Raw genomic sequence first — 20,459 nt, 5'->3', positions numbered from 1 at the left:
AGTGGTCCTTTCCTGATCCGGGTGCGGGGTCGGGTGCGGGCTTACGCGGCGGCCGGGGACGCCGTACGGAGGTCCTGGACGATGGCGCCGACGATGTCGTCCGCGCGGTCCACCACCGACGGCATGCCCGAGGTGAAGAAGAGGGTGCCGCCGGAGATGTCGCCGATCGCGTAGAGCCGGCCCCGGGTCCGTCCGTCCGCCCGCAGCCGGGAGGTGTGCGGCTCGACGGTGACCCCGCCGGCCGGGTGGTACTCGGCGGCGCGGCCCTCGACCAGCGCCCCGATCAGGGCACCGGCCCCGGCCGGGACCCGGTGCGCGGGCGCCGCGACGGCGTTGATCACCGTGGACGTCTCGAACGAGCCGTCACGGGTGACGACGTGGAACCCGCCGCCCTCCATGGGCTTGACGCCGTCCAGTCCGGCGAGGACCCGCAGCCGGCCCGTCTCCGCGAGCCCGATGAGCGTGCGGGCGTTCTCGGGCGGCATCGGGCAGCACAGCGACATGATCGCCCGGTAGTGGTGCTCCCTGATGTACGCCTGGTCCTCGGGCCGCAGCCGGGTCCAGGCGTCCGGCCCGGACAGCGGGACGGCCTCCTGCATGACCCGCATCCCGGTGTCGGCCGCGTCCCGCTGGGCGTACTGGCGGCGCAGCCGGTCCAGCGGGGGCTCGGTGTCGGCGGTCAGCAGCTCGTCCAGGACCGTGGCGTGGTCGGCGCCGTGGGCGTCGAGCTCGCGGGCCAGCAGCGTCAGCAGGGCGTCCAGGCCGAACGTCCCGCCGTGCGCGCGGGCGAGCCGGTCCAGCGCGGCCGGGGTGAAGTGCTGGACGTGGGGGTGGACCGGGCGCTGCCGCACGGCCGGGAGGCAGCCGTTGCGGGAGGCCATCGCGATGTCGCCGGTGTGGCCCTGGCGGGCCAGGGAGACGACCGCGTCGACGGCGGCGAGGCCGGTGCCGATCACCGTGACGGAGGCGGTGCGCGGGATGCGGGCGGTGGTCTCGCGCAGCGGGTAGGGGTCGGCGATGAACCCGGGCTCGCCGGCGAGGCGGTAGTGGTCGGCGGGGGTGCCGGGGCCGACGGCGCACACGACGTGGTCGAACCGGCGCGGGGTGCCGTCGGTGTCGGTCAGCTCCACGGCGTCGGGCAGTTCGCGGGCGCGGGCGACGGCGGTGCGCACGAGGTGGACGGCCCAGCCCCGGTGGTCCAGTGCGGCGACGGCCGCTTCGGCCGTGCTCTCCAGGTACGACCCGAAGACGTGGCGGGGCGGGAAGTGGCCCCGCTCGGACCAGTCGCCCCTGCCGTACGGCAGCCGGTGGTCCGTCAGGTACTGCTGGAAGGCGCCGGGGCGGTCCTTGGTGGCGGACATCTCGTGCGGCGGGATGTTCACCAGGACCGAGTCCAAGTCGTGCTGGTAGGCGCGGCCTCGCCAGAGCCGGTCGGACGGCTCGAAGACGGTGACGGATCCGGTGTGCGGCAGCCGGTCGTCGCGGGAGAGCCGGTCCAGGAGGGCGACGGCCGCCGCGCCGCCGCCGACGAGGGCGAGATGGGGGCCCTGGGTGCTGAGGGTGTGCTGTCTCATGGCAGATGGGTGTGCTTCCGGGTCGGGTGGGTGTCGGACGCCCGCGGTCTCGGCCGCGCGGGCGGTGTCGCGGCCCGCGTCGCCTCCGCGCCCCCGCGCGGGCGGCCGCGGGGCGGTGGCCGTCTGCGGCGTAAACCGGCAGCCGGGTCACGCCGCCGTGGGCTCGGACGGCGGCCGCGTCAGGCCGCCGCGGGCTCGGCCGGGCGGGCGGTTGGCGCCGGGGCCTCGTACGGCGCGCCGGGGGCGGGGCGGCGAGGCGATGCGGCTGCCGGACGCCTTCGGTCTCGGCCGGGCGGGCGGTGTCGCGGCCCGCGCCGCCTCCGCGCCCCCGCGCGGGCGGCCGCGGGGCGGTGGCCGTATCCGGCGTAGACCGGCAGCCGGGTCACGCCGCCGTGGTCCCGGACGGCGGCCGTGTCAGGCCGCCGCGGGCTCGGCGGGGCGGGCGGTTGGCGCCGGGGCTTCGGACGGCGCGCCGGGGGTGGGGCGGCGGGCGGCGAGGGCGAGCAGGGTCAGGCCGATGGCCGCCCACGCCACCAGGACGGCGGCCGGGCGCAGGATGCCCGCGCCGTCGAACGCCCCGGCGGAGCGGATCAGTGACCCCGCCGCGCCCGGGGGCAGCAGTTGGCCGACGGTGCCGAGCGGTCCGGGCAGCAGCTCGGGTGCGGAGGCGATGCCCGACAGGGGGTTGCCGATCAGGAACATCACCACCGCTCCCCCGGCGATCCCGCCGGGGCCGACGAGGGAGCCGAGTCCGGCGATGAACCCGGTCATGCCCAGTTCCAGCAGGGCGATGACGGCCGCGTTGGTGAGGTACGAGCCGGGCAGGACGCCCGAGATCACGGTCAGCATCAGGGAGGACAGCGCCCCGGAGAGCACCGCGAAGGCGACCACCCCGGGCAGCCGCAGCCGGGGCACCGGCACCTTGAGGACGAACAGCAGGCCCGCGATGACGGAGGTGACGACGAGCGGGAGGAAGCCCATGGTGATGCCCGTGCCGTGCGGGTCGGCGTCGGACGCGGGGACGACCTCCTTGACCAGGGCGCTGGTGCCGGTCAGTTCGGCGAGCCGGCCGGTGAGCGCGGAGGCGACCGCCGGGGAGGCGGCGGAGGCCAGGTGCAGCTCCCAGCCCTTGCCGTCGCCGGCGGCGACGAACGCGCCGTACGCCTCCCGGTCCTTGAGCATCGCGTCGGCGTCGGCCGCGCTGCCCGCGGTCTTCAGCTCGAAGGCGGTACCCGGTCCGGTGCGTTCGAGGAGGGTGGTGAGCTCCTTGGCGCGGGCCGGCTCGGCGGCGATGGCCACCGGGATGTCGCGGGGCTCGCTGCGCGAGGCGGTCCAGGAGAACCAGCCGCCGATGAGGAACTGGACGACCGCGACGATGGCGACGATCTTGACCGCCTCGGCGCGTGCGCCGGCGGGGTGATGACTCTTCATGGTCGCTCGGCCCCTACTCGGCGAGGAGGTCGGGCTGTTCGGCGGTGATCTCGTCCCACATGACCTCGAAGGAGAACCGGCCGAGCTGCTCGTCGCCGAAGCCGTCGCGGGCGGCCAGCGCCTGCTCGTGGCTCATCGGCTTGGGCGTGCCGGCGGCGAGGGCGAGCAACTGCACCTGGGCGCAGCCCTCGTAGGTGAAGAACCAGTGCACGGCCTCCTCCAGGCTGCCGCCGACGGTGAGCAGGCCGTGGTGGCGCAGCAGCAGGGCGCGCTTGTCGCCGAGGCGGGCGGCGATGTCCTCGCCGTGCTCGATGCCGATGGCGGGGCCGTCGTAGTCGCCGTAGAAGACCTGGTTCTCGTAGAAGGCGCAGGACTCCTGGTCGAGCGGTTCCAGGACGCGCTCCAGGGCGCCGAGGGCCCGGGCGTGGATGGTGTGGCCGTGGGCGATCGCCTCGGCGCCGGGACGCTCGTGGATCTTGGAGTGGATGGTGAAGGCGGACGGGTTCACCTTGCCGGTGCCCTCGACGACCCGGCCGGTGGCGTCGACGCAGATCAGGTCCTTGACCGTGACCTGGTTGAAGGAGAGGCCGAAGGGGTTGACCCAGAAGCGGTCGTGGTGCTCGGGATCACGTACCGATATATGGCCAGAAATCCCCTCGGCGAAGCCGGCCTTGCCGAACAGCCGCATCGCGGCGGCGAGCCGGCGCTTGCGGTGGCGCCGCTCGTCGGCGACCGAGGCGAACTCGGCCACGGCGGGGATGGGCAGACCGGTGGCGGTGTCGGCCAGGTAGTTGTCACGGAGGTCGGTCGTCACGTGTGTGCCCTCTTGTGGTCGGTGGCGGGCGGACGGGGTGATCTTGGCACGGGACACCGCCACCGAAGAGGGCAAAAGGGGCGTACCAACCTTGCACAATGCCGCAATGCATGGATGTGCACGCTTATTCATGCGAAACCACCCTTTGCCGGACAGAGGCAAAGGGTGGTTCGCGCACCGTGCGGGGGCCGTTGGACGCGGCCGTCGCGCGCGGCCGTCGCGCGCGGCCGTCAGCCGGCCGGTGTGTGGTGCCAGGCGTCGGCCTGGGTGAAGGTCACGCCGGTGTCCAGGGCCGTGAAGTGCTCCCGGCCGCAGTGGATCTTGCCTGCCTCGTCGGGGCGCAGCAGGGTGTCCTGGAGGGTGCCCTTGGTCTCTATCACCAGGTAGAGGTGGCGGTGACCGTCGGAGGTCTCGCGCACGATGGCCCAGTCCGGGTTGTAGGCGCCCAGCGGGGTCGGGATGCGGAACCAGGACGGCAGCTTGGTGTAGAGGACGACGCTGTCGTCCTTCTCCATGTCCTCGACGAAACGCCGCTCGGTGTCGGAGTCGTAGCGGACCTCCTCGTACACGCTGCGCTCCGCGCGCATCAGGTTCCGGTCGAGGTAGCCGTGGAGCTCTTCCTCCTCGAAGAGTTCCTGGGCGTAGAACTCGCTGTCCGCCAGTCGTACGTACTTCACGCCGTCGACCAGCATCCGGCGCTTGGTGGACGTGATCGCCTCGGCCACGAGGTCGATGAACTCCTGGGGGTTGACACGGAAGTCGGCGAGGCGGCCGCTCTCGGAGAGGATGCGCTGGACGGTGCGCCGGGTGAGCCGGGTGCGCTCGACGAGCTCGCCGAGGATGTCCGGGAGCGGGATGTCGCCCTGGTCGACGTGGACGGGTGACGAGGTGCTCTCGCCCGTCATGGACAGGCCGGCCTCGGTGATGACCACCTGGGCCTTGCGCCAGCGCATGCGCGCCGGGGCGACCGGGCGCGCCGCGCGGACGCCCCGGACGCACTCCGCGACCAGTCGCTCGACGTCGAAGTCGACCCGGTAGGTGGTGCGGTACTTGATCCGCTCCCACAACTCCCGGAACGCCTCGCTCTCGAAGACCTGCTTGCGCACCTTGACCGTGCGCTTGTCGTCCCGGTTGGTGACCTTCAGACCACGGGCGCGCCTGGTGAGCAGCTCGGCGACCTGGGCGGTGAGCGGCTCGAATCCGGGCGGCAGGGCGAAGGTGTCCTCGGCCACGGCCCGCGACAGCGCCTCGGCGTCGATCCTGCCCGTGGCCTGGACGTAGCCCTCGGCCCGGAGGTGCGCGAAGAGCCGCTCGGAGGCCTCGAACCCGAGCGGGACGGCGGGGTCGCCGGGAGACGGCAGGCCGGCGAACTGGTGCGCCTCCACGACGCCGAAGCGGATCTTGTCGTGCTTCTCCAGCTCCGTCTGGAGCTCGGCCGCGAACTGTTCGTAGCTCTCGGAGGCGATCACCGTGAGGGTGTTGACGTCGAAGCCCGGCACCCGGTGGCCGTCCTTGTCGACGGCGAGGCGCAGGCCGCGGCCGATGGTCTGGCGGCGCTGGCGTTCGGTGCCCATCTCGCGGAGGCTGCAGATCTGGAACACATTGGGGTTGTCCCAGCCCTCGCGCAGCGCCGAGTGGGAGAAGATGAACTTCAGCGGCTCCTCCAGGCTCAGCAGCCGCTCCTTGTCCCGCATGATCAGGTCGTACGCCCGCTCCGCGTCCGCGCCGTCCTGGCCGCGTCCCTCGCTGACGTCCTTCCAGGTGCCCTTCTTGTCGCGGGCGAAGTAGCCGTCGTGCACGGCGGCGGCCTCGGTCGCGAGGTCGGCCTCCCCCAGCAGCGTGGAGTAGCGGGAGTGGTTCCGCAACCGCTCGTACTCCTCCTCGAAGATGCGCGCGTAGTCGCCCTTGACGGGCTTTCCGTCGTCCCCGTACGCCCGGTAGCGGTCGACGCGGTCGACGAAGAAGAGGCTGAGCACCTTGATGCCCTTGGGGCGCAGCCGCACCTCCTTGTCGAGGTGCTCCCGGATCGTCCGGCGGATCATCTGCCGGGCCTTCTCCAGCCGCGGGATGTCACCGTGGGACTCGCCGATGCCGAGGCGGACGCTGACGCCCCCACCGCGCAGGTGCAGGAACTCCTGCCCCTTGGTCCTGTTGATCTCGCCGATCTGGAGCCCCTCGTAGATGCCCCGGCCGGTGACCGCGTCGAGCAGGTCGCCGTGGCGGACGACGACGCCGGCCCGCCGTACGCCGCCGCTCCTGGTGGCGACGTCCAGCTCGACGGTGGCGGACAGGTCGTTCTTCCGGGTGCTCACGGCTTCGAGCCGGACATACGGGCGGCTGTGGGCGTTCTCGACGGAGCCGCCGGCGACCTCGATCTGCTTGACCAGGCCCGCCTGGTAGGCGTCGATGGCGTCGAGCTTGTAGACCATGTCGTACGCGTCGGCGTGCGTGGCGGAGTACCGCAGGGTGAACAGCGGGTGCATCGCGGCCAGGGCTTCCCTGCCCTTGCCGCTGAGGCCGCCGTCGACGCTCTGCGGCTCGTCGACGACCAGGATGGGCCGCGTCTGCCGGATCAGGTCGATCGGGGCGTCGCCGCCGGTCTTCTCGCTCGGCTGGTAGATGAGGGCGGTGTCCTTCTTGTTGATGGCCGCCACCGTGGTGATCATCACCTCGATGCCGGTGCTGTACGCGAAGTTCCGCACCTCCCCGAGCTGCCCGGAGTCGTACATGAAGTAGGTGAGCGGCGTCCCGTCGTAGAGGGCCTTGAAGTGCTCCTCCATGATCTGGAGGGACTTGTTGACGCCTTCCTTGATCGCTACCGAGGGCACGACGATCACGAACTTGGTGAACCCGTAGTGCTTGTTCAGCTCGTAGATGGTCCGCAGGTAGACGTACGTCTTGCCGGTGCCCGTCTCCATCTCGACCGTGAAGTTCAGGTCGTCCGGGTCGGGGTCGGCCGAGGGCGCGAGGCCGCCGCGGAGCTGGACCGCGCGGAGGTTCTCGCCGAGCTGCTCGGGCAGCAGGGTGAGCCTGTTGGCGAGCCCTTGCGCGGGGGTGAACAGGTCGGTGCGGCGCTCGCTCACGGTGAACAGGCTCTGCCCGGTCTCCTGCCCGTGGAAGAGGTCACGGACCGCTTCGATCGCCTTGACCTGGTGGTCCAGCCCGGCGTTGAAGTGGAGTCTGAGGTTGGTCATGTCAGCTCCCGGCGCCTACAGGCTCTTGACGATGGCGAAGTCGTACTGGTCGAGGATCGCCGTCATGTTCGCCTTGGCCACGTCGTCCCGGAAGGCGGTGTCCTTGAAGTACACGGACACCTCGCCCACCGGGTCCAGTTCCTTGCGCCAGTCGGCGATCCCGTGCGCGACGGCCTCGACGCGGTGGCGGCTGATGGCGTCAGCGGGGGGCAGGCAGGCGAACAGCAGCCCGTGGCCGGTGCTGTGGACGGCGATGCCGCCGAAGGTACGGGTCTCGACGGGGAGGGAGAGGTCCAGGCCCCGGCTGAGGAGGAGTTCGTAGAGCACGTCCTCCTCGGTCCGGCCGTCCACGATGTTGTCGACGAGCTCCAGGGTCTGCTGCTCGGCGTCCTGGCGGCCGGTGTCCCAGCGGACGATGCCGGATTCGCCGAGCGCGAAGGAACGGAAGCCCCGGTCGGGGGCGCCGGGTACGGCGGCGGCGGCCGCGCGCAGCCGGGCGCGGGTGACGTCGGCGACGGTGGGGTGGTCGTCGTAGCCGGTGCGCTCGGGGATCTGGACCAGGAGGTAGCGCCGGTTGCCGCCGTCCTCGGCGTTGGCCTGGAGGACGGCGTCGCCGGTGGTGCCGGAGCCGGCGAAGAAGTCCAGGACGATGTCCTCGGTGTCCGGCCTGGTGGCGAGGGTCAGGATGCGGCGGATGAGCCTGGTCGGCTTGGGGGTGTCGAAGACGCTGTCGGAGGACGCGAACGTCACCCGCTCCAGCAGCTCGCGCTTGGCGTCCTGATTGTGGCCGACTTCCGTGTAGGGCCAGAAGGTCTGCGGAATGCGGCCCTGCTTGACCTCGGACAGGAAGCGCTTGACGGCGGGACTGTTGTTTCCGTCCCTGCCCCACCAGATGCGGTTGTCCGCCTCCATCTCCCGCATCGTCTGCTCGGAATACCGCCAGTACGTCCCGGGTGGCGGTCCTTCGATGACGCGGCCGCCGGGGGTGGTGATGGGGTAGGTGCCCTTGCTGTAGTAGTTGCGGGCGGTGAAGTTGTCGGCCTTCCAGGGCCCTCGCGGGTCGTTGTCGGGGTTCTTGTACGCGGCGTTCTGCTCGTCCGTGCGCGGCAGCAGCCCCGGTGTCCAGGCGTCGGCGTCCCGCGCGTACACCAGGATGTAGTCGTGGTCCTCGGAGAAGTGCCGGGCGCTGTTCTTGGGGGAATAGACCTTCTGCCAGATCACTGAGGCGATGAAGTTCTCCGGGCCGAAGATCTCGTCCATGACGGCCCGCAGGTTGTGCACCTCGTGGTCGTCGATCGAGATGAAGACGACACCGTCCTCCCGCAGCAGGTTGCGGGCGAGGAATAGGCGCGGGTACATCATGTCCAGCCAGGCGCTGTGGTAGCGGCCCGAGGTCTCGGCGTTGGTGCTGCGCCGGGCGCCCTCCCCATCCAACTGGCCGGTGAGCCGCAGGTAGTTGCGCACACCGTCCTGGAAACTGTCCGGGTAGATGAAGTCCCGGCCGGTGTTGTAGGGCGGGTCGATGTAGATGAGCTTGACCTGGTTGGCGTAGCTCTTCTGGAGGAGCTTGAGGACTTCGAGGTTGTCGCCCTCGATCACCACATTGCCGGTGGTGTCCCAGTCCACGCTGTCGGCGGGCCGGGGCAGGAGGGTTCCGCTGCTGCGCAGCCGGGCCACCTCCGCCGCCCGCCTCTTGCCGTGCCAGGTGAGTCCGAACTTCTCCTGGCTTTCGGACACCGCCGCGCCCAGGAGTTCCCTGAGGACGTCGAAATCGAGACCGTCCTCGGAGAAGGCGCTGGGGAACAGCTTCCTCATCCGTTCGACGTTCTCGCCCACCAGGTCCATCGACCTGGTCTCGGGATCGCCCGACCGCACCCGCCGCATCGACACCGTGTCGTCCGCCATTCCTGTCACTCACAACTCCTCGCGCCGCTCGCGCAGTTCCGCACGCACGGCCTTGATCCGGGCGTTGAGGCGAACCTGACGGGCCATCTGCCGTTCCTTGCGGGCCGCGGCCACCAGCCGTGCGAGTTCCGCCTCCAGCCGTCCGGTCTCCAGCAGGGCGCGGCGCCGCCTGTCGGTCTCCTCGGGCGAGCCCGCCGGACGGAACTCCCCCGTCGCCGCCGCCACCCGCAGCGCAACCGTACAGTCGATCCACCCCTGATACACCGCCAGGAGGTCCTGCTGCGGCTGCCGTTCCAGTGCCAGGGCCCGCAGGAACTCACCGCGCGGGCCGCCGGGGGCGGGGACGGGGACCGACAGGACCTCGCCGTCGAGCACCGCCTTGTCCGTCCGGCCCCGGGCGATGCGCTTGAGGGCCAACGAGACGGTGAGGCCGTCACCCTGTTCGGTGATCAGCACGAGGGGGTACGGGATGGCGCGGTGCACGAGCTCGTCGAGGCGGGCGGCCGGGGCACCGGGGCGCAGGCGCAGCGTCATCGCCTGGAGCTCGGGGACGAGCCGGGTGCCGTCCGGGGAGCTGTGGGCGGGGATGCCCACTTGGGTGGGCCTGACGGCCGCGGCCCACCGCAGGGTGTCGATGCCCTCCTGTATGCGCCGGCGGTCGGCGGCGGCGAATCCGCCGTGTTCGACGAGTTGCGTCTTGGGCACGCGTACGCCGACGGCGCACTCGTCCGGCAGTCCGAGGGCCGCCAGGACGTCCTCGGCGCTCACCCCGCCGCCTTTGTGTTCGCGGTGTCCGCCGCGTCCGGCAGGACCGCGAGGAAGGCGACCACCTCGAAGTCGTCCACGCCGGCGAAACCGCCGCCCGTGGCCGTCGTACCGTCCAGGCTGAACAGGCTCGCCACCGAGCGCTCGGCCTCCTTGCCGGTGAGGGCGCGTACGGCGGACGCCAGGGCCCGGCGGGGGACGCGCATGTCGGCCCCGTGACGGGTGGCGGCGTCGAACCGGGCGCACAGGCCGGGGTCCGCCTCGTCCTGACCGGCGCAGACGCGACGCAGCCGGTCCAGCACGTGCTTGCTCTGGCTGGGGCCGAGCAGGACGGCGCCGTCGTCGCCGATGTGTACGACGCAGTGGGGGGCGAGCGGGTCGCCCGAGGCCCGCGCCCGCTCGGCCGCGGCGCCTTCGGCGCGGAGGCACAGGATGACGCCGGGCGGTACGCCGCCGGCCGGGTCCGCCGCGGTGACGGCGTGGACGCCGAGGGGCTCGGCCTCCAGGGCGCCGGGGTGGCCGGACGCGTAGTCGGCGAGGTCGATCCGGAGGTCGGTGAGGGTCAGGTCGGCGATCGAGACACCGGAGGAGAGGTCCTCCAGGTCGATCGGGGAGTCCTGGAGCTTGAGCAATTGCGTACGGCGGTATTCGAGGTCGTTCATCGGGTCACCGCTCTGCGACCGGATGATGTTCTCCTCGCCCGTCGCCGAGACGTCCAGCAGCACCATGCGGCCGCTGACGCGCCGCTCCAGGTCGATGTACTCCTCCAGGTCCATCCGGGGCCAGAAGTTGACGAGCTGGATGGTGTCGTTGGCGGAGCCGAGACGGTCGATGCGGCCGAACCGCTGGACGATCCGTACCGGGTTCCAGTGGATGTCGTAGTTGACCAGCCAGTCGCAGTCCTGGAGGTTCTGGCCCTCGGAGATGCAGTCGGTGGCGATCAGCAGGTCCAGTTCCCCTTCGGCGGCCAGGTCCGCCGGCCGCTGCCGGGAGCGGGGGGAGAACGCCGACAGCAGGGAGCCGAGGTCACGCCCGAGAGCGGGTGACGTGGACCGGTTGCGGCCCGAGCCGGTGATGAGGCCGGTGTCGATGCGGTGGGTGGTCCGTGCCCAGGGGGCGAGCTGCTCGTACAGGTACGCCGCGGTGTCCGCGAACGCGGTGAACACGATGATCTTGCGGTTGCCGGGGTTGATGGGGTCGCTCACCTTGGCGCTGATCATTTGCCGCAGCTCGGCGAGTTTGGCGTCCCGGTCGGCGGTCACCTTCATGGCGCCCTCCAGCATGCCGGTGAGCCGGTCCCGGTCCTCGCGGAGGTCCTGCCGCCACTTGATCAGGTCCATGTCCCCGATGAGGACCTTGACCTTCCCCCCGATGAGGAGGTCCTCGTACCTGGCGTCCTCGCCCTCGATGTCGCCGGGGCTCAGCTCCCGTACGTCGGTGTCGTGGCGGTCGATGGCGGCCAGCCGCTGCTCCACGTCGGCGAGCTGGCGGGAGACCGTGAGCCGGAAGGACTCCACGGAGCTCTCCAGCCGTTTGAGGATGTTGACCCGCAGCAGGTTGACCAGGCTGCGTTCGCGGTCGGCCTGCTGGAAGGTGCCCTTGCCGCCGCTGAGACGGGTGCTGTACTTGGCGTCGTACTCGGCCCGCCTGTGCGGGAGTACGTACTGCAAGGGCGAGTACGCGGCCAGGTTGAGCCGCCGGATCTCGTCGTTGAGCTCCTTGATCGGGCGGAAGTCGCCGCGGACGTCGATGTCGCAGGAGATGTTGACGGGCTTGCGGCGCTCCGGGAACCGGCCCGTCTCGTCGGTTCCGTAGTACTTCTCGACATGGCGGCGGGAGCGGGCGATGGTGAGCATGTCGAGCAGCGCGAAGTAGTCGAAGCCGAGCATGTCGATCAGCCGGGCGGGGGTCCGCTCGGCCGCGTTGAGTTCCTGCCACTTGTTGAACTGCTTCTGCGCCTTGCGGGTCGTCTCGCCGATGCCGGCGATGCCGTGGGCGGCCAGGGCGGTGTCGTCGTTCCCGGTGGCGAACGCGATCTGGTTGCGCAGGTCGGCCAGGCGGTTGTTGACGGGCGTCGCGGAGAGCATCAGGACGCGCGTTCGGACGCCCTCGACGATGATCTGCCGCATGAGCCGGTCGTAACGCGTCTCCCCGCCGCTCTTCGGTGAGTGGGCGTTGCGGAAGTTGTGCGACTCGTCGATGACGACGAGGTCGTAGTTGCCCCAGTTGACGTGCTCCAGGTCGATGTCACCGGACATGCCGCGGTCGCGGGAGAGGTCGGTGTGGTTGAGCACGTCGTAGTGGAAGCGGTCGGCGGCGAGGATGTTGCGGCGGTCGTTGGCCACGTACATCGTCCAGTTGTCACGCAGCCGCTTGGGGCACAGGACCAGCACCCGGTCGTTGCGCAGCTCGTGGTACTTGATGACGGCGAGTGCCTCGAAGGTCTTACCCAGGCCGACGCTGTCGGCGATGATGCAGCCCCCGTACCGGTCGAGCTTGTCGATGGCACCGACGACACCGTCGCGCTGGAACTTGTACAGCTTGTTCCACACGACCGTGGACCGGATGCCGGTGGCGGCGTCGACGACGTCGTCCTCGCTGAGTTCTCCGCCGGACGCGCTGAAGAGGTGGTGCAGCATCAGGTGGTAGATCCGGGCCGGTGAGCGGTACGCGGCCAGCTCGCGCAGCCGGCCGGCCAGGGCGCCGGCCGCCGCGTCGCCGCCGTCGGGCGTCTGCGCCCAGACGTTCTCGAACCAGGTGGCGAACAGCTCGCTCTCGGCGGGGTTCTCCGAGGCGTTGATCAGGCCCATGGGGTTGCCGGGGGTGGTACCGAGGCCGGCGGTGCTGAACGCGAGGGTGCCGGTGGCCGTCCGCAGCGGCTTGCCGTCCTCGTCCCGGACGACGACCGTGCCCTGTGGCAGCGTGCTCCCGGCCCGGCGGATCAGCGCCCCGGCGGTGAGCCAGTCGGCGCACCGGCCCGCGAGCCAGCGGGAGCGCAACTGGTTGCGGGCGGCGCGGTCGCCGCCGTCACCGAGGAGTCGGAGGTCGGTGTCGTCGCTGGGCAGCAGCAGGCGGGTGGCGCCGAGGCGGTTCAGTTCCTCGCGTAGTTCGGCGAAGGCGAAGAGCGAGAACTCCGGGGTGGCGAGGTCCAGTCGGCCACCCGCGCGCAGGGCCGGCCTCATCAGGTCGATGAGCCTGTCATTGCCGCGATTGCCGACGATTCTCATGCGCGTTCCCCCAGCGTTGACGACGCGTCAAAAGCTAGCAGCGCGCGCTTCCCTCGTGGGTGGCGCGGAGCGGGTGCGTGGGGGGTTGGGAAGGAGGCCGTCCGATCGGGGCGGCCCGCCTCCCGGGACGCCCTTCGGGCGTGGGGAGTGGGGGGTGTGGGGCTCAGTCCTGGCCGGCCTCGAGGAGGTCGGACTGGGCCAGCAGGTAGGCCAGGTGGGCCCGGCTGCGGCCGCCGAGGAGGTCGGAGGCCTTCTTGATGTGGGTGGAGACGGTACGGGGGCTGACGCCCAGCCGGCTGGCGATCGCCGCGTCGGTGTAGCCCTCCACCATCAGGCGCAGCACGGCGCGACGGGTCTCGTCCGTCATGAGCGGGGGGCGGACGTACTCCTGGGTGATGCTGACGGCTTCGCCGCGCGCCCAGGCGTGTTCGAAGACCTTGGCGAGGTAGTGCACTATCGCTGGGTGGTCGATGGCCAGGGCCGCGGTTCTGAGCTCGTGGCGTGGATCCGGTATGAAGGCCGTCGTGCGGTCATAGATGATCAGGCGGTCGAACACCTCGTTGAGCGTGCGGAATTGCGCACCGGATGCGGTGGCCTGCTCGATGTAGGCGAGGGTGGGGCCGTGGGCGCGCACGGTGTGCTGGTAGAGGGTGCGCTGCTTGACGCCGCGCCGGTGCATGGAGAGGACCCGGGAGAGCGAGCGGGCGAGCGACGCCGGGTCGCGGCGGCCGCCGGGCTGGCAGGTCAGCAGTTCCTCACGGCAGTTGTCGGCGGCCTGTTCCAGTGCGGCGCGTATGACGTCCTCTCCCTGGAGCAGCCGTACGGGGGCGGTGGAGACGGCCTGTCGGGCGGCGGAGTAGACGTCCTCGGCCGATGCGATCGAGTCACTGATCGCCGCCAGGGTTTGCTGGTGCGCGAGCATGGCGCGCTCGACGGGGCGGGTGAGTTCCCGCCCGGCTATGTCCGGGGGGACGGCCGCGAGCAGTGTGGGGGTTTCGGCCACTGGCCGTAGAAGCCCCAACCGGAGCAGACATTCGGGCACATCACCCGATATCGGACCATGAGCCAGCGCGCGACGGTAGATCTCCAGACCGCGATCACAGAGCCTGACGACGTTCGAATGCGGGGCTAAGTCCGAGTTCCTGCACATTTGACACTCCTTCCGATTCTTGCATTGCGTGATCATGATGCTACTGAACGACCCTTTCCTGTAGTGCGGTGCGGCATATTTCTGAGGGCGGAAGGGCCAAGGGGCCTTTCAGCCAGGGGAGGGATTGTGAACCGCACGAGAGAGGCCGGGCGCCTGTTCGGGCTTCCGGCTCTGGCACTGCTTCTCGGGCTCTTCACGTACTGCGTGGGGGGCGGAAGCGAGGCATCCATTTCCGCCACGAACCAGGTCGTGGCGTTGACGGAAGACGACGAATGGGGTCCCTGACCCGCCTAGCGGCGTCGGATTTCCCGACAGGGCGTCAGATTTCCGGGAGATGAATTCGGGGAGTCGTTGATTCACCCGAATCGAGGGGGCTCTTCTTGATGAGTACGGACAAGAACGGGGAAACGGTCGGCATCCTCCTCGCGGGGGGCCGGGGCGAGCGGGCCAAGCCCATCACGCTCAAGTCCCCGGACCACATCCGCAGCAAGGCGCTGATCCCGTTCGCCGGGCGCCGCCTCGTGGAGTGGGTGGTCGACGCCTGCCGCGAGCAGGGCATCCGCCGCTTCTACGTGGTGACCCACGGCCTGGAGAACCGTACCCAGATCAAGCTCCTGCTCGGCCACGGTGAGCGCTACGGAGTGGACATCACCTACTCCCGCTCCCGCTTCGACCGGTACAACGTCGGCTCGGCCGGCGCCACCCTGCACAACCTCGAACAGTGGGACGTGCAGGGCCGCGCCCTGGTGCTCCCCGTCGACTCCCTCTTCGACTTCGACCTGGGGGCGATGGAGGCGGCGCACGCCGAGCGCGGCGCCCTGGTGACCGTGGCCGCCGTGCGGCGCACGGCCGACGAGATCGCCGGCAAGTACGGGGTCATGCGCACCGACGAGGGCGGCCTGGTCCAGGGCTTCGTCGAGAAACCGGACCGGGCCCGGCTCGGGGAGCTGTTCCCGCGCACGGCGGTGGACCCGGGGGTCACCCTGCCCACCAACGCGGGGATGTACCTGGTGGACTGCGCCCGGCTGCGGCTGCTCGCCCGGGAACCGGAACTCTTCCGGCAGAGCTACCAGCGGCTCGACTGGGGCCAGGACCTGCTGCCGTGGCTGGCGGCCCGTGGGCTGCCGGTGGCGGCCCACTCCATCGGGCGGCTCGGCGACCTGGGCAACGTACCGGACTACCTGCACACCCTGGGGCTCGTGCTCGACGGCGCGTACGAGCAGATGAACCGGCTGATGAGGCTCCCCGACGTCGCCTCGCCGCGCTGCTGGATCCATGAGAGCAGCCTGCGGACCAAGGACGACGTCACCGGCACCACCCTCGCCCAGAAGATCGACGAGGGCTCGGTGGTGATCGGACCGGGGGTCAGGATCGGCCGCGAAGTGGAGATCGGACCCGGCGTGCGGCTGGATCACGCGGACATCGGCGACGGGGCCGAGGTCCGCGAGGGCGCCGCCGTGGTCCGGTCGGCCGTCGGAGAGTCCGCCGTCGTCGGCGCGTACGCCGAGATCGAGGACTCCTACATAGGACCCATGGCCGAGGTCTGCTCGGAGCGGACCCGGCCGGCACGGCTCGAACGTTTCTCGGCCATCGGCGACGGCGCCATGCTCTGGCCGGGGTCACGGTTCTGCGGGGTGAGCGTCTACCCGCGGCTCAGGGTGCCCGCGATGACCGGGGTGCCCGCGGAAACGGAACTCAAGAGCGCCGACGACATCCTCAACTGGGTGTAGCGGCGGCGGATCAGTCCTGGAGGGGACCATGCGGAGTCCCATTGCGGTTATCGGAGGGGCGGGCCGGCTGGGCAGTCTGGTCACCCGCCGCCTGCTTCAAGAAGGCACCCGGGTACGGGTGGTGAGCCGGCATCCGGAACGCGGCCGGCTGCCGCTCGGAGTGGAGGAGCACCGCGCCGACGTGCGGTACGCCGACTCGCTGGCCACCGCGCTGCGCGGCTGCGCGGGCGTGGTGTTCAGCGTCGAGCCGGGCACGGCCGACTCGGGTCCCGACAGCCCCGAGACGACCATGTACGACGGGGTGCGCAATGTGCTGGCCGCGGCCACCGAGCACGGTGAGCGGCCGCACTTCGTGCTGGTCAGCCAGATCTTCGTGACCCGGCGCGAACACCCCATGAACGCCTACGGAAGGCTGCTGGACTGGCGGCTGCGCGGCGAGGACGCCGTACGCGAGTCGGGGCTGCCGTACACGGTCGTACGCCCGAGCTGGCTGACGGACGAGAGCTTCGCGGGCAACCGGGTGCGCCTGGAGCAGGGCGACCGGGGCGACGGCTGGGTGTCACGGACGGCGGTCGCCGAGGCGTGCGTCCAGGCGCTGAACTCGCCCGCCGCCGTGGGCCGCACCTTCGAGATGTACAACGAGCTGGGCGAGACGCCCACGGACTGGGCGCCGCTGTTCGCCCGGCTCAGCGCCGACCGGCAGCTCGAGCGCAGCCGGTAGCCACCGGCCGGTTCCCGGGGACCCACCGAGACCGACGGGGGCGGGCCGGCCCCATCCCCCGCCCCCGTCATCACCCCCCGTCGCCGTCGTCCCCCGAGGCGACGGGGCCGGACCCGGGGCCGGTGAGGCGTGCGGAGTGCCGTTCCCTGATCCCGCCGCGCACCGGCCCCGGAGTCCGCTTCCGGCATTTCCCTTCCGCCGTCCCCGAGTTGCGGGAAAAAACCGGCTGGCCGATTTGCTCCGGACAAACGTAGACTTCTGTGGAGAGAGCTGGGTAACGGTCGTGGAACAAGACCTGAATATGCCCGAGGATTTTTCCCCCGCGATATTCACCGAGTTCCTCGCTCGGACACTCGCTTCCATTCCCAGGAGCGATCAGCGCCGCTGGGGCGAGCTGTATGTGCGGGGCCTTCTCTCGGTCGACGGAAAGAAGACCATGCGGGCCCTCGCCAGCAATGCGGGCGGCGGCGTCGAACAGAGCCTTTACCAATTCATCACCAAGTCGCCGTGGGACTGCGTCCCGGTGCGGCGGGAAATGGCGCGCCACCTCCACCAGCACACCGAGCCGCGCGCCTGGGTGGTGCGCCCGCTGGTGATCACCAAGGTGGGACAGCACTCCGTCGGCGTGGAGCGGCAGTTCGTGGCCCAGCTCGGCCGGATCGTCAACTGTCAGCAGGGCATGGGCCTGTGGCTCGCGTCCGACCAGCTCAGCAGCCCCGTCGACTGGTGGCTGGCGCTGCCCGAGTGCTGGACGGAGGAGCCCGAGATGCGACGGCGCGCCTCCATCCCGGAGCACGTCGGGTCCTGCCCGCCGGAGCAGTGCGCCATCGGCTCGGTGGCCCGGCTGACCGACGAGTGGGGCATGCCCGCCCGGCCCGTGGTGATGGACCTGCGCGACACCGGCCCCCACCCCGTCTGCGCCGAACTGGCCGAGCGCCAGATCCCGTTCGTCGTACGGGTCGATCCGGCCAAGTCGCACACGGCCGTCGAACCGCTGCGGCCCGCCGGCCGGAGCGCCACCGGTGCCCCGGGCGCCGGGCCTTCGGCGGCGGCCCCGGACGGCGGCCTGGCGGGGGCGCTGAGCCGCAACCGGATGCCCGTCGAGTGGCTCGACCACCGCACCGGCGTGGTGCGCGCCACCTCCGTCGGCTCCGCCCGGGTGCGCCTGCGCTCCCCCGGCGGCGGCCGGGGCGACCGGCAGGACCTGGTCCTGCTCGGGGCGTGGGGCAAGGCGGGACGGCGGGCGCCGAGCGAGTACTGGCTGTCCAACCTGTCCCGGCCCCGGCTCGGGACCGTCTACCGCACCGCGATGCTCAGCCGGCGCGTGGAGCGCGACCAGGCGGAGGTGAGCGACCGGCTCGGCCTGCGTGACTTCGAGGGTCGTTCGTTCCGCGGCTGGCACCACCACATGACCATGGTGTCCCTCGCGCACGCGATCACCATGCTGTCCCGGGCGGACCGAGGTCCCCTCCCGGAGTCCTCCGTCCCCCGTAGCGCGAAGGTGTCCGCCGCATGACCGTGTCCCCGTCCTCCGACGTGACCGAGACCGGGCGGACAGCCGCCGACCTGCACCGCCTGCTGCCCGACTGGCTGGCCCGGCAACGCTGGTTCGGCGGCAAGGACTGGGCCGCGCCCGACGTGGAGCCCGTCCTGGTCGAGACCCTGTGCGCGGCCGGCCCCCCGCTGCTGCTGGTCGTCGTGCGCACCGAGCACGACGAGTGGTACCAGCTCCTCGTCGGGATGCGCGACACGGTGCCGGCGGAGCTGGCCGACGCGGTCATCGGGCCGAGCGGCGGCGCGCTGCTGTACGAGGCGACCGGCGACCCCGAGCTGATGGGGCGGCTGCTCGCCCGGATCGCGGCGGGCGGGGCCACGGGCCGGGTGGAGTTCCACCGCGCGCCCGGTGCCGACATCCCGGCCGGGCTGCCGGCGGCGGTGCTCACGGCCGAACAGTCCAACACCTCCATCGCGTTCGGCGGCCGGATGATGCTCAAGGTGCTGCGGCACGTCGTCCCCGGCCCCAACGCCGAGGTGGAGATGCTGGCCGCGCTCCGGCGCGCGGGCGACGTGCCGAGCGCGGCGCCGCTCGGCTGGGTGCGGACGTCTCCGTCGGCTCCCGGCGGGGAGATCACGCTCGGCATCCTCCAGGAGTTCGTGCCCAACCGGGGCGACGGCTGGGCCATCGCGGTCGAGGAGGCCCGCGCCTGCGTGGTCGGCGAGTGCGAGAGCGTCGCCCCGCTCGGCGGCTTCGCCGAGGAGGCGCACGGGCTCGGCCGCGCCACCGCCCGGGTGCACGCGGCGCTCGCGGAGCAGTTGGAGACCCGGGAGCTGGGCCCGGCGCAGGTCGACGACCTGGTGGGCGTGCTGACCGGGCGGCTGGAGGCGGCGCTGGACCAGGTGCCGTCCCTGCTGCCGTTCGCCCGCCAGTTGCGGGCCGTGCACCAGGACCTCGGGGAGGTCGCCAAGCGCGGCAACGCGCCGCTGCTGGTCCAGCGCGTCCACGGCGACCTGCACCTGGGGCAGACGCTGCGTGCGGCGGACGGCTGGGTGGTGATCGACTTCGAGGGCGAGCCGGGGCAGCCGGAGACGGAGCGGCGGCGGCTCCAGCCCGCGCTGCGCGACATCGCCTCGATGCTGCGGTCCTTCGACTACGCCGCCCACCACGCGCTCGCCGCCGTCCTGGGCGTGCCGCCGGGCGAGCAGTCGCCGCAGAACGTGCACGGCACACGCCTGGCCCGCCGCGCATCGGCGTGGGCGGTGCACAACCGGCGGGCGTTCTGCGCCGGTTACGCGGCCGCGGGCGGTGCCGACCCGCGCAGCCAGCCGGTGCTGCTGCGCGCCTTCGAGGCCGACAAGGCCGTGTACGAGGCGGTGTACGAGGCCCACAACCGCCCCGAGTGGCTGTCCATCCCGATGACCGCGGTGCGCCGACTGGCGGTCCGGCAACGCCCGGCGGGGTGAGCGCCGTGGACGTACCCCTCCCGGAGGCGGCCGACGTCGCCGTCGTCGGCGGTGGGCCCGCCGGGCTGTCGGGGGCGATCTACCTGGCCCGGTACAACCGCCGGGTGCTGGTCTTCGACACCGGTCACGGCCGCTCCACCCACCACCAGGTCAACCACAACTACCTGGGGTTCCCCGACGGCATCGCCACCGTCGACCTCCGCCGGCTGGCCGTCGAGCAGCTCGCCCGGTACGACAACGCGCGCGTCGTCCACCACCTGGTCACCGCCGTCGAGGGCGACGCGGAGCGCGGGTTCACGCTGCGCTCCCAGGGGCACCGCTGGCGGGCACGCGCCGTGCTGCTGGCGACCGGGGTGCTGGACCACTTCCCGCACTTCCCGGGCTGGCGCTCGTACGTGGGCCGGTCGATGTTCTGGTGCATCACCTGCGACGGGTACGAGAACCGCGGCCGCGACATCCTCGTCGTGGGCCACACCGACGCCGCCGCCGGCGAGGCCATGCAGCTCCACGCCCTGACCGACCGGGTGCGGCTGCTGACCAACAGCCACCGCGACGACATCAGCGAAACGTTCCGCCGCAGACTCGCCGGCGCCGGTATCGAGGTGATCCACGACCGGATCGGGGAGGCGGAGGGCGAGGACGGGCAACTGCGCGCCGTCGTCACCCGGGGCGGGCTGCGGCTCGGGCTCGACGCGCTCTTCTCCATCCAGGGCGCCACCCCCGAGACCGCGCTCGCCCGCGCCCTCGGCGTACGCCTGAACGAGGCCGGCTACATCGCGGTCGACTCCGAGCAGAAGACGTCGGTGTCCGGCGTGTACGCGGCCGGGGACGTCACCTCCCTGCATTCCCACCAGGTGGCCGCGGCCGTGCACGAGGGCGCGCAGGCGGCCTCCGCCGCGCATTACTTCCTCCATCCGCCGGAGCTCAAAGCCGAGTGACCGAACTTCAGTTCAGGAAGTCGGCGGAGGTTCTTTGCTCCGCGCACGG

General features: G+C 71.5%; 13 protein-coding genes. 5 read left to right on the top strand and 8 right to left on the bottom strand.

The annotated features are described in order from the left end of the window. Nucleotides 1–41: 41 nt before the first annotated feature. The 8 genes from ACZ46W_RS08915 to ACZ46W_RS08880 all read right to left on the bottom strand — a co-directional run bounded on the left by ACZ46W_RS08915 (nucleotide 42) and on the right by ACZ46W_RS08880 (nucleotide 13,913). The gene (locus ACZ46W_RS08915; protein WP_468333630.1) at nucleotides 42–1,574 is read right to left on the bottom strand and encodes an FAD/NAD(P)-binding protein; all 1,533 of its coding nucleotides are present in this window, start codon (nucleotides 1,572–1,574) and stop codon (nucleotides 42–44) included. 414 nt (nucleotides 1,575–1,988) lie between these two features. After that, nucleotides 1,989–3,005 (bottom strand): ABC transporter permease, encoded by a 1,017-nt coding sequence (locus tag ACZ46W_RS08910; RefSeq protein WP_468333627.1) that lies wholly within the window; start codon nucleotides 3,003–3,005, stop codon nucleotides 1,989–1,991. 13 nt (nucleotides 3,006–3,018) lie between these two features. Then, the gene (locus ACZ46W_RS08905; protein ID WP_468333624.1) at nucleotides 3,019–3,819 is read right to left on the bottom strand and encodes a class II aldolase/adducin family protein; all 801 of its coding nucleotides are present in this window, start codon (nucleotides 3,817–3,819) and stop codon (nucleotides 3,019–3,021) included. Nucleotides 3,820–4,049: 230 nt separating this feature from the next. Next, nucleotides 4,050–7,013 carry a type III restriction-modification system endonuclease gene (locus ACZ46W_RS08900; RefSeq protein ID WP_468333621.1) on the bottom strand — a complete coding sequence of 988 codons (2,964 nt, stop codon included), beginning with the start codon at nucleotides 7,011–7,013 and terminating at the stop codon, nucleotides 4,050–4,052. 15 nt (nucleotides 7,014–7,028) lie between these two features. Next, the gene (locus ACZ46W_RS08895; protein ID WP_468334714.1) at nucleotides 7,029–8,918 is read right to left on the bottom strand and encodes a site-specific DNA-methyltransferase; all 1,890 of its coding nucleotides are present in this window, start codon (nucleotides 8,916–8,918) and stop codon (nucleotides 7,029–7,031) included. 9 nt (nucleotides 8,919–8,927) lie between these two features. Beyond that, nucleotides 8,928–9,686, bottom strand: a complete 759-nt coding sequence (locus ACZ46W_RS08890; protein WP_468333618.1) for a DUF4391 domain-containing protein — start codon at nucleotides 9,684–9,686, stop codon at nucleotides 8,928–8,930. Continuing rightward, a complete protein-coding gene (locus ACZ46W_RS08885; protein ID WP_468333615.1) occupies nucleotides 9,683–12,910 on the bottom strand; it encodes a helicase-related protein in 3,228 nt (1,075 codons plus the stop codon). Before ACZ46W_RS08885 ends, ACZ46W_RS08890 begins: the two co-directional genes overlap by 4 nt. Before the next feature lie 163 nt (nucleotides 12,911–13,073). Then, nucleotides 13,074–13,913, bottom strand: coding sequence for a helix-turn-helix transcriptional regulator (locus ACZ46W_RS08880; RefSeq protein ID WP_468333612.1), 840 nt, complete (start codon nucleotides 13,911–13,913; stop codon nucleotides 13,074–13,076). A gap of 530 nt (nucleotides 13,914–14,443) precedes the next feature. On the opposite strand from ACZ46W_RS08880, the gene ACZ46W_RS08875 reads away from it, so the two are divergent. The 5 genes from ACZ46W_RS08875 (at nucleotide 14,444) to ACZ46W_RS08855 (ending at nucleotide 20,410) form a co-directional block, all read left to right on the top strand. Continuing rightward, nucleotides 14,444–15,790 carry an NDP-sugar synthase gene (locus ACZ46W_RS08875; RefSeq protein WP_366127409.1) on the top strand — a complete coding sequence of 449 codons (1,347 nt, stop codon included), beginning with the start codon at nucleotides 14,444–14,446 and terminating at the stop codon, nucleotides 15,788–15,790. Between the two features lie 28 nt (nucleotides 15,791–15,818). Beyond that, nucleotides 15,819–16,511, top strand: a complete 693-nt coding sequence (locus tag ACZ46W_RS08870) for an SDR family oxidoreductase (RefSeq protein ID WP_468333608.1) — start codon at nucleotides 15,819–15,821, stop codon at nucleotides 16,509–16,511. 301 nt (nucleotides 16,512–16,812) lie between these two features. Further along, nucleotides 16,813–18,027, top strand: coding sequence for an IS701 family transposase (locus tag ACZ46W_RS08865; protein ID WP_468333605.1), 1,215 nt, complete (start codon nucleotides 16,813–16,815; stop codon nucleotides 18,025–18,027). Then, the gene (locus tag ACZ46W_RS08860; protein WP_468333602.1) at nucleotides 18,024–19,472 is read left to right on the top strand and encodes a maltokinase N-terminal cap-like domain-containing protein; all 1,449 of its coding nucleotides are present in this window, start codon (nucleotides 18,024–18,026) and stop codon (nucleotides 19,470–19,472) included. Before ACZ46W_RS08865 ends, ACZ46W_RS08860 begins: the two co-directional genes overlap by 4 nt. Before the next feature lie 5 nt (nucleotides 19,473–19,477). Further along, nucleotides 19,478–20,410 (top strand): NAD(P)/FAD-dependent oxidoreductase, encoded by a 933-nt coding sequence (locus ACZ46W_RS08855; RefSeq protein WP_468333599.1) that lies wholly within the window; start codon nucleotides 19,478–19,480, stop codon nucleotides 20,408–20,410. Nucleotides 20,411–20,459 lie beyond the last annotated feature (49 nt).

This window comes from Streptomyces sp. NPDC031064, assembly GCF_055570965.1.
The sequence above is the reverse complement of the archived record's forward strand: the minus strand, read 5'-3'. Positions and strand labels throughout refer to the sequence as shown.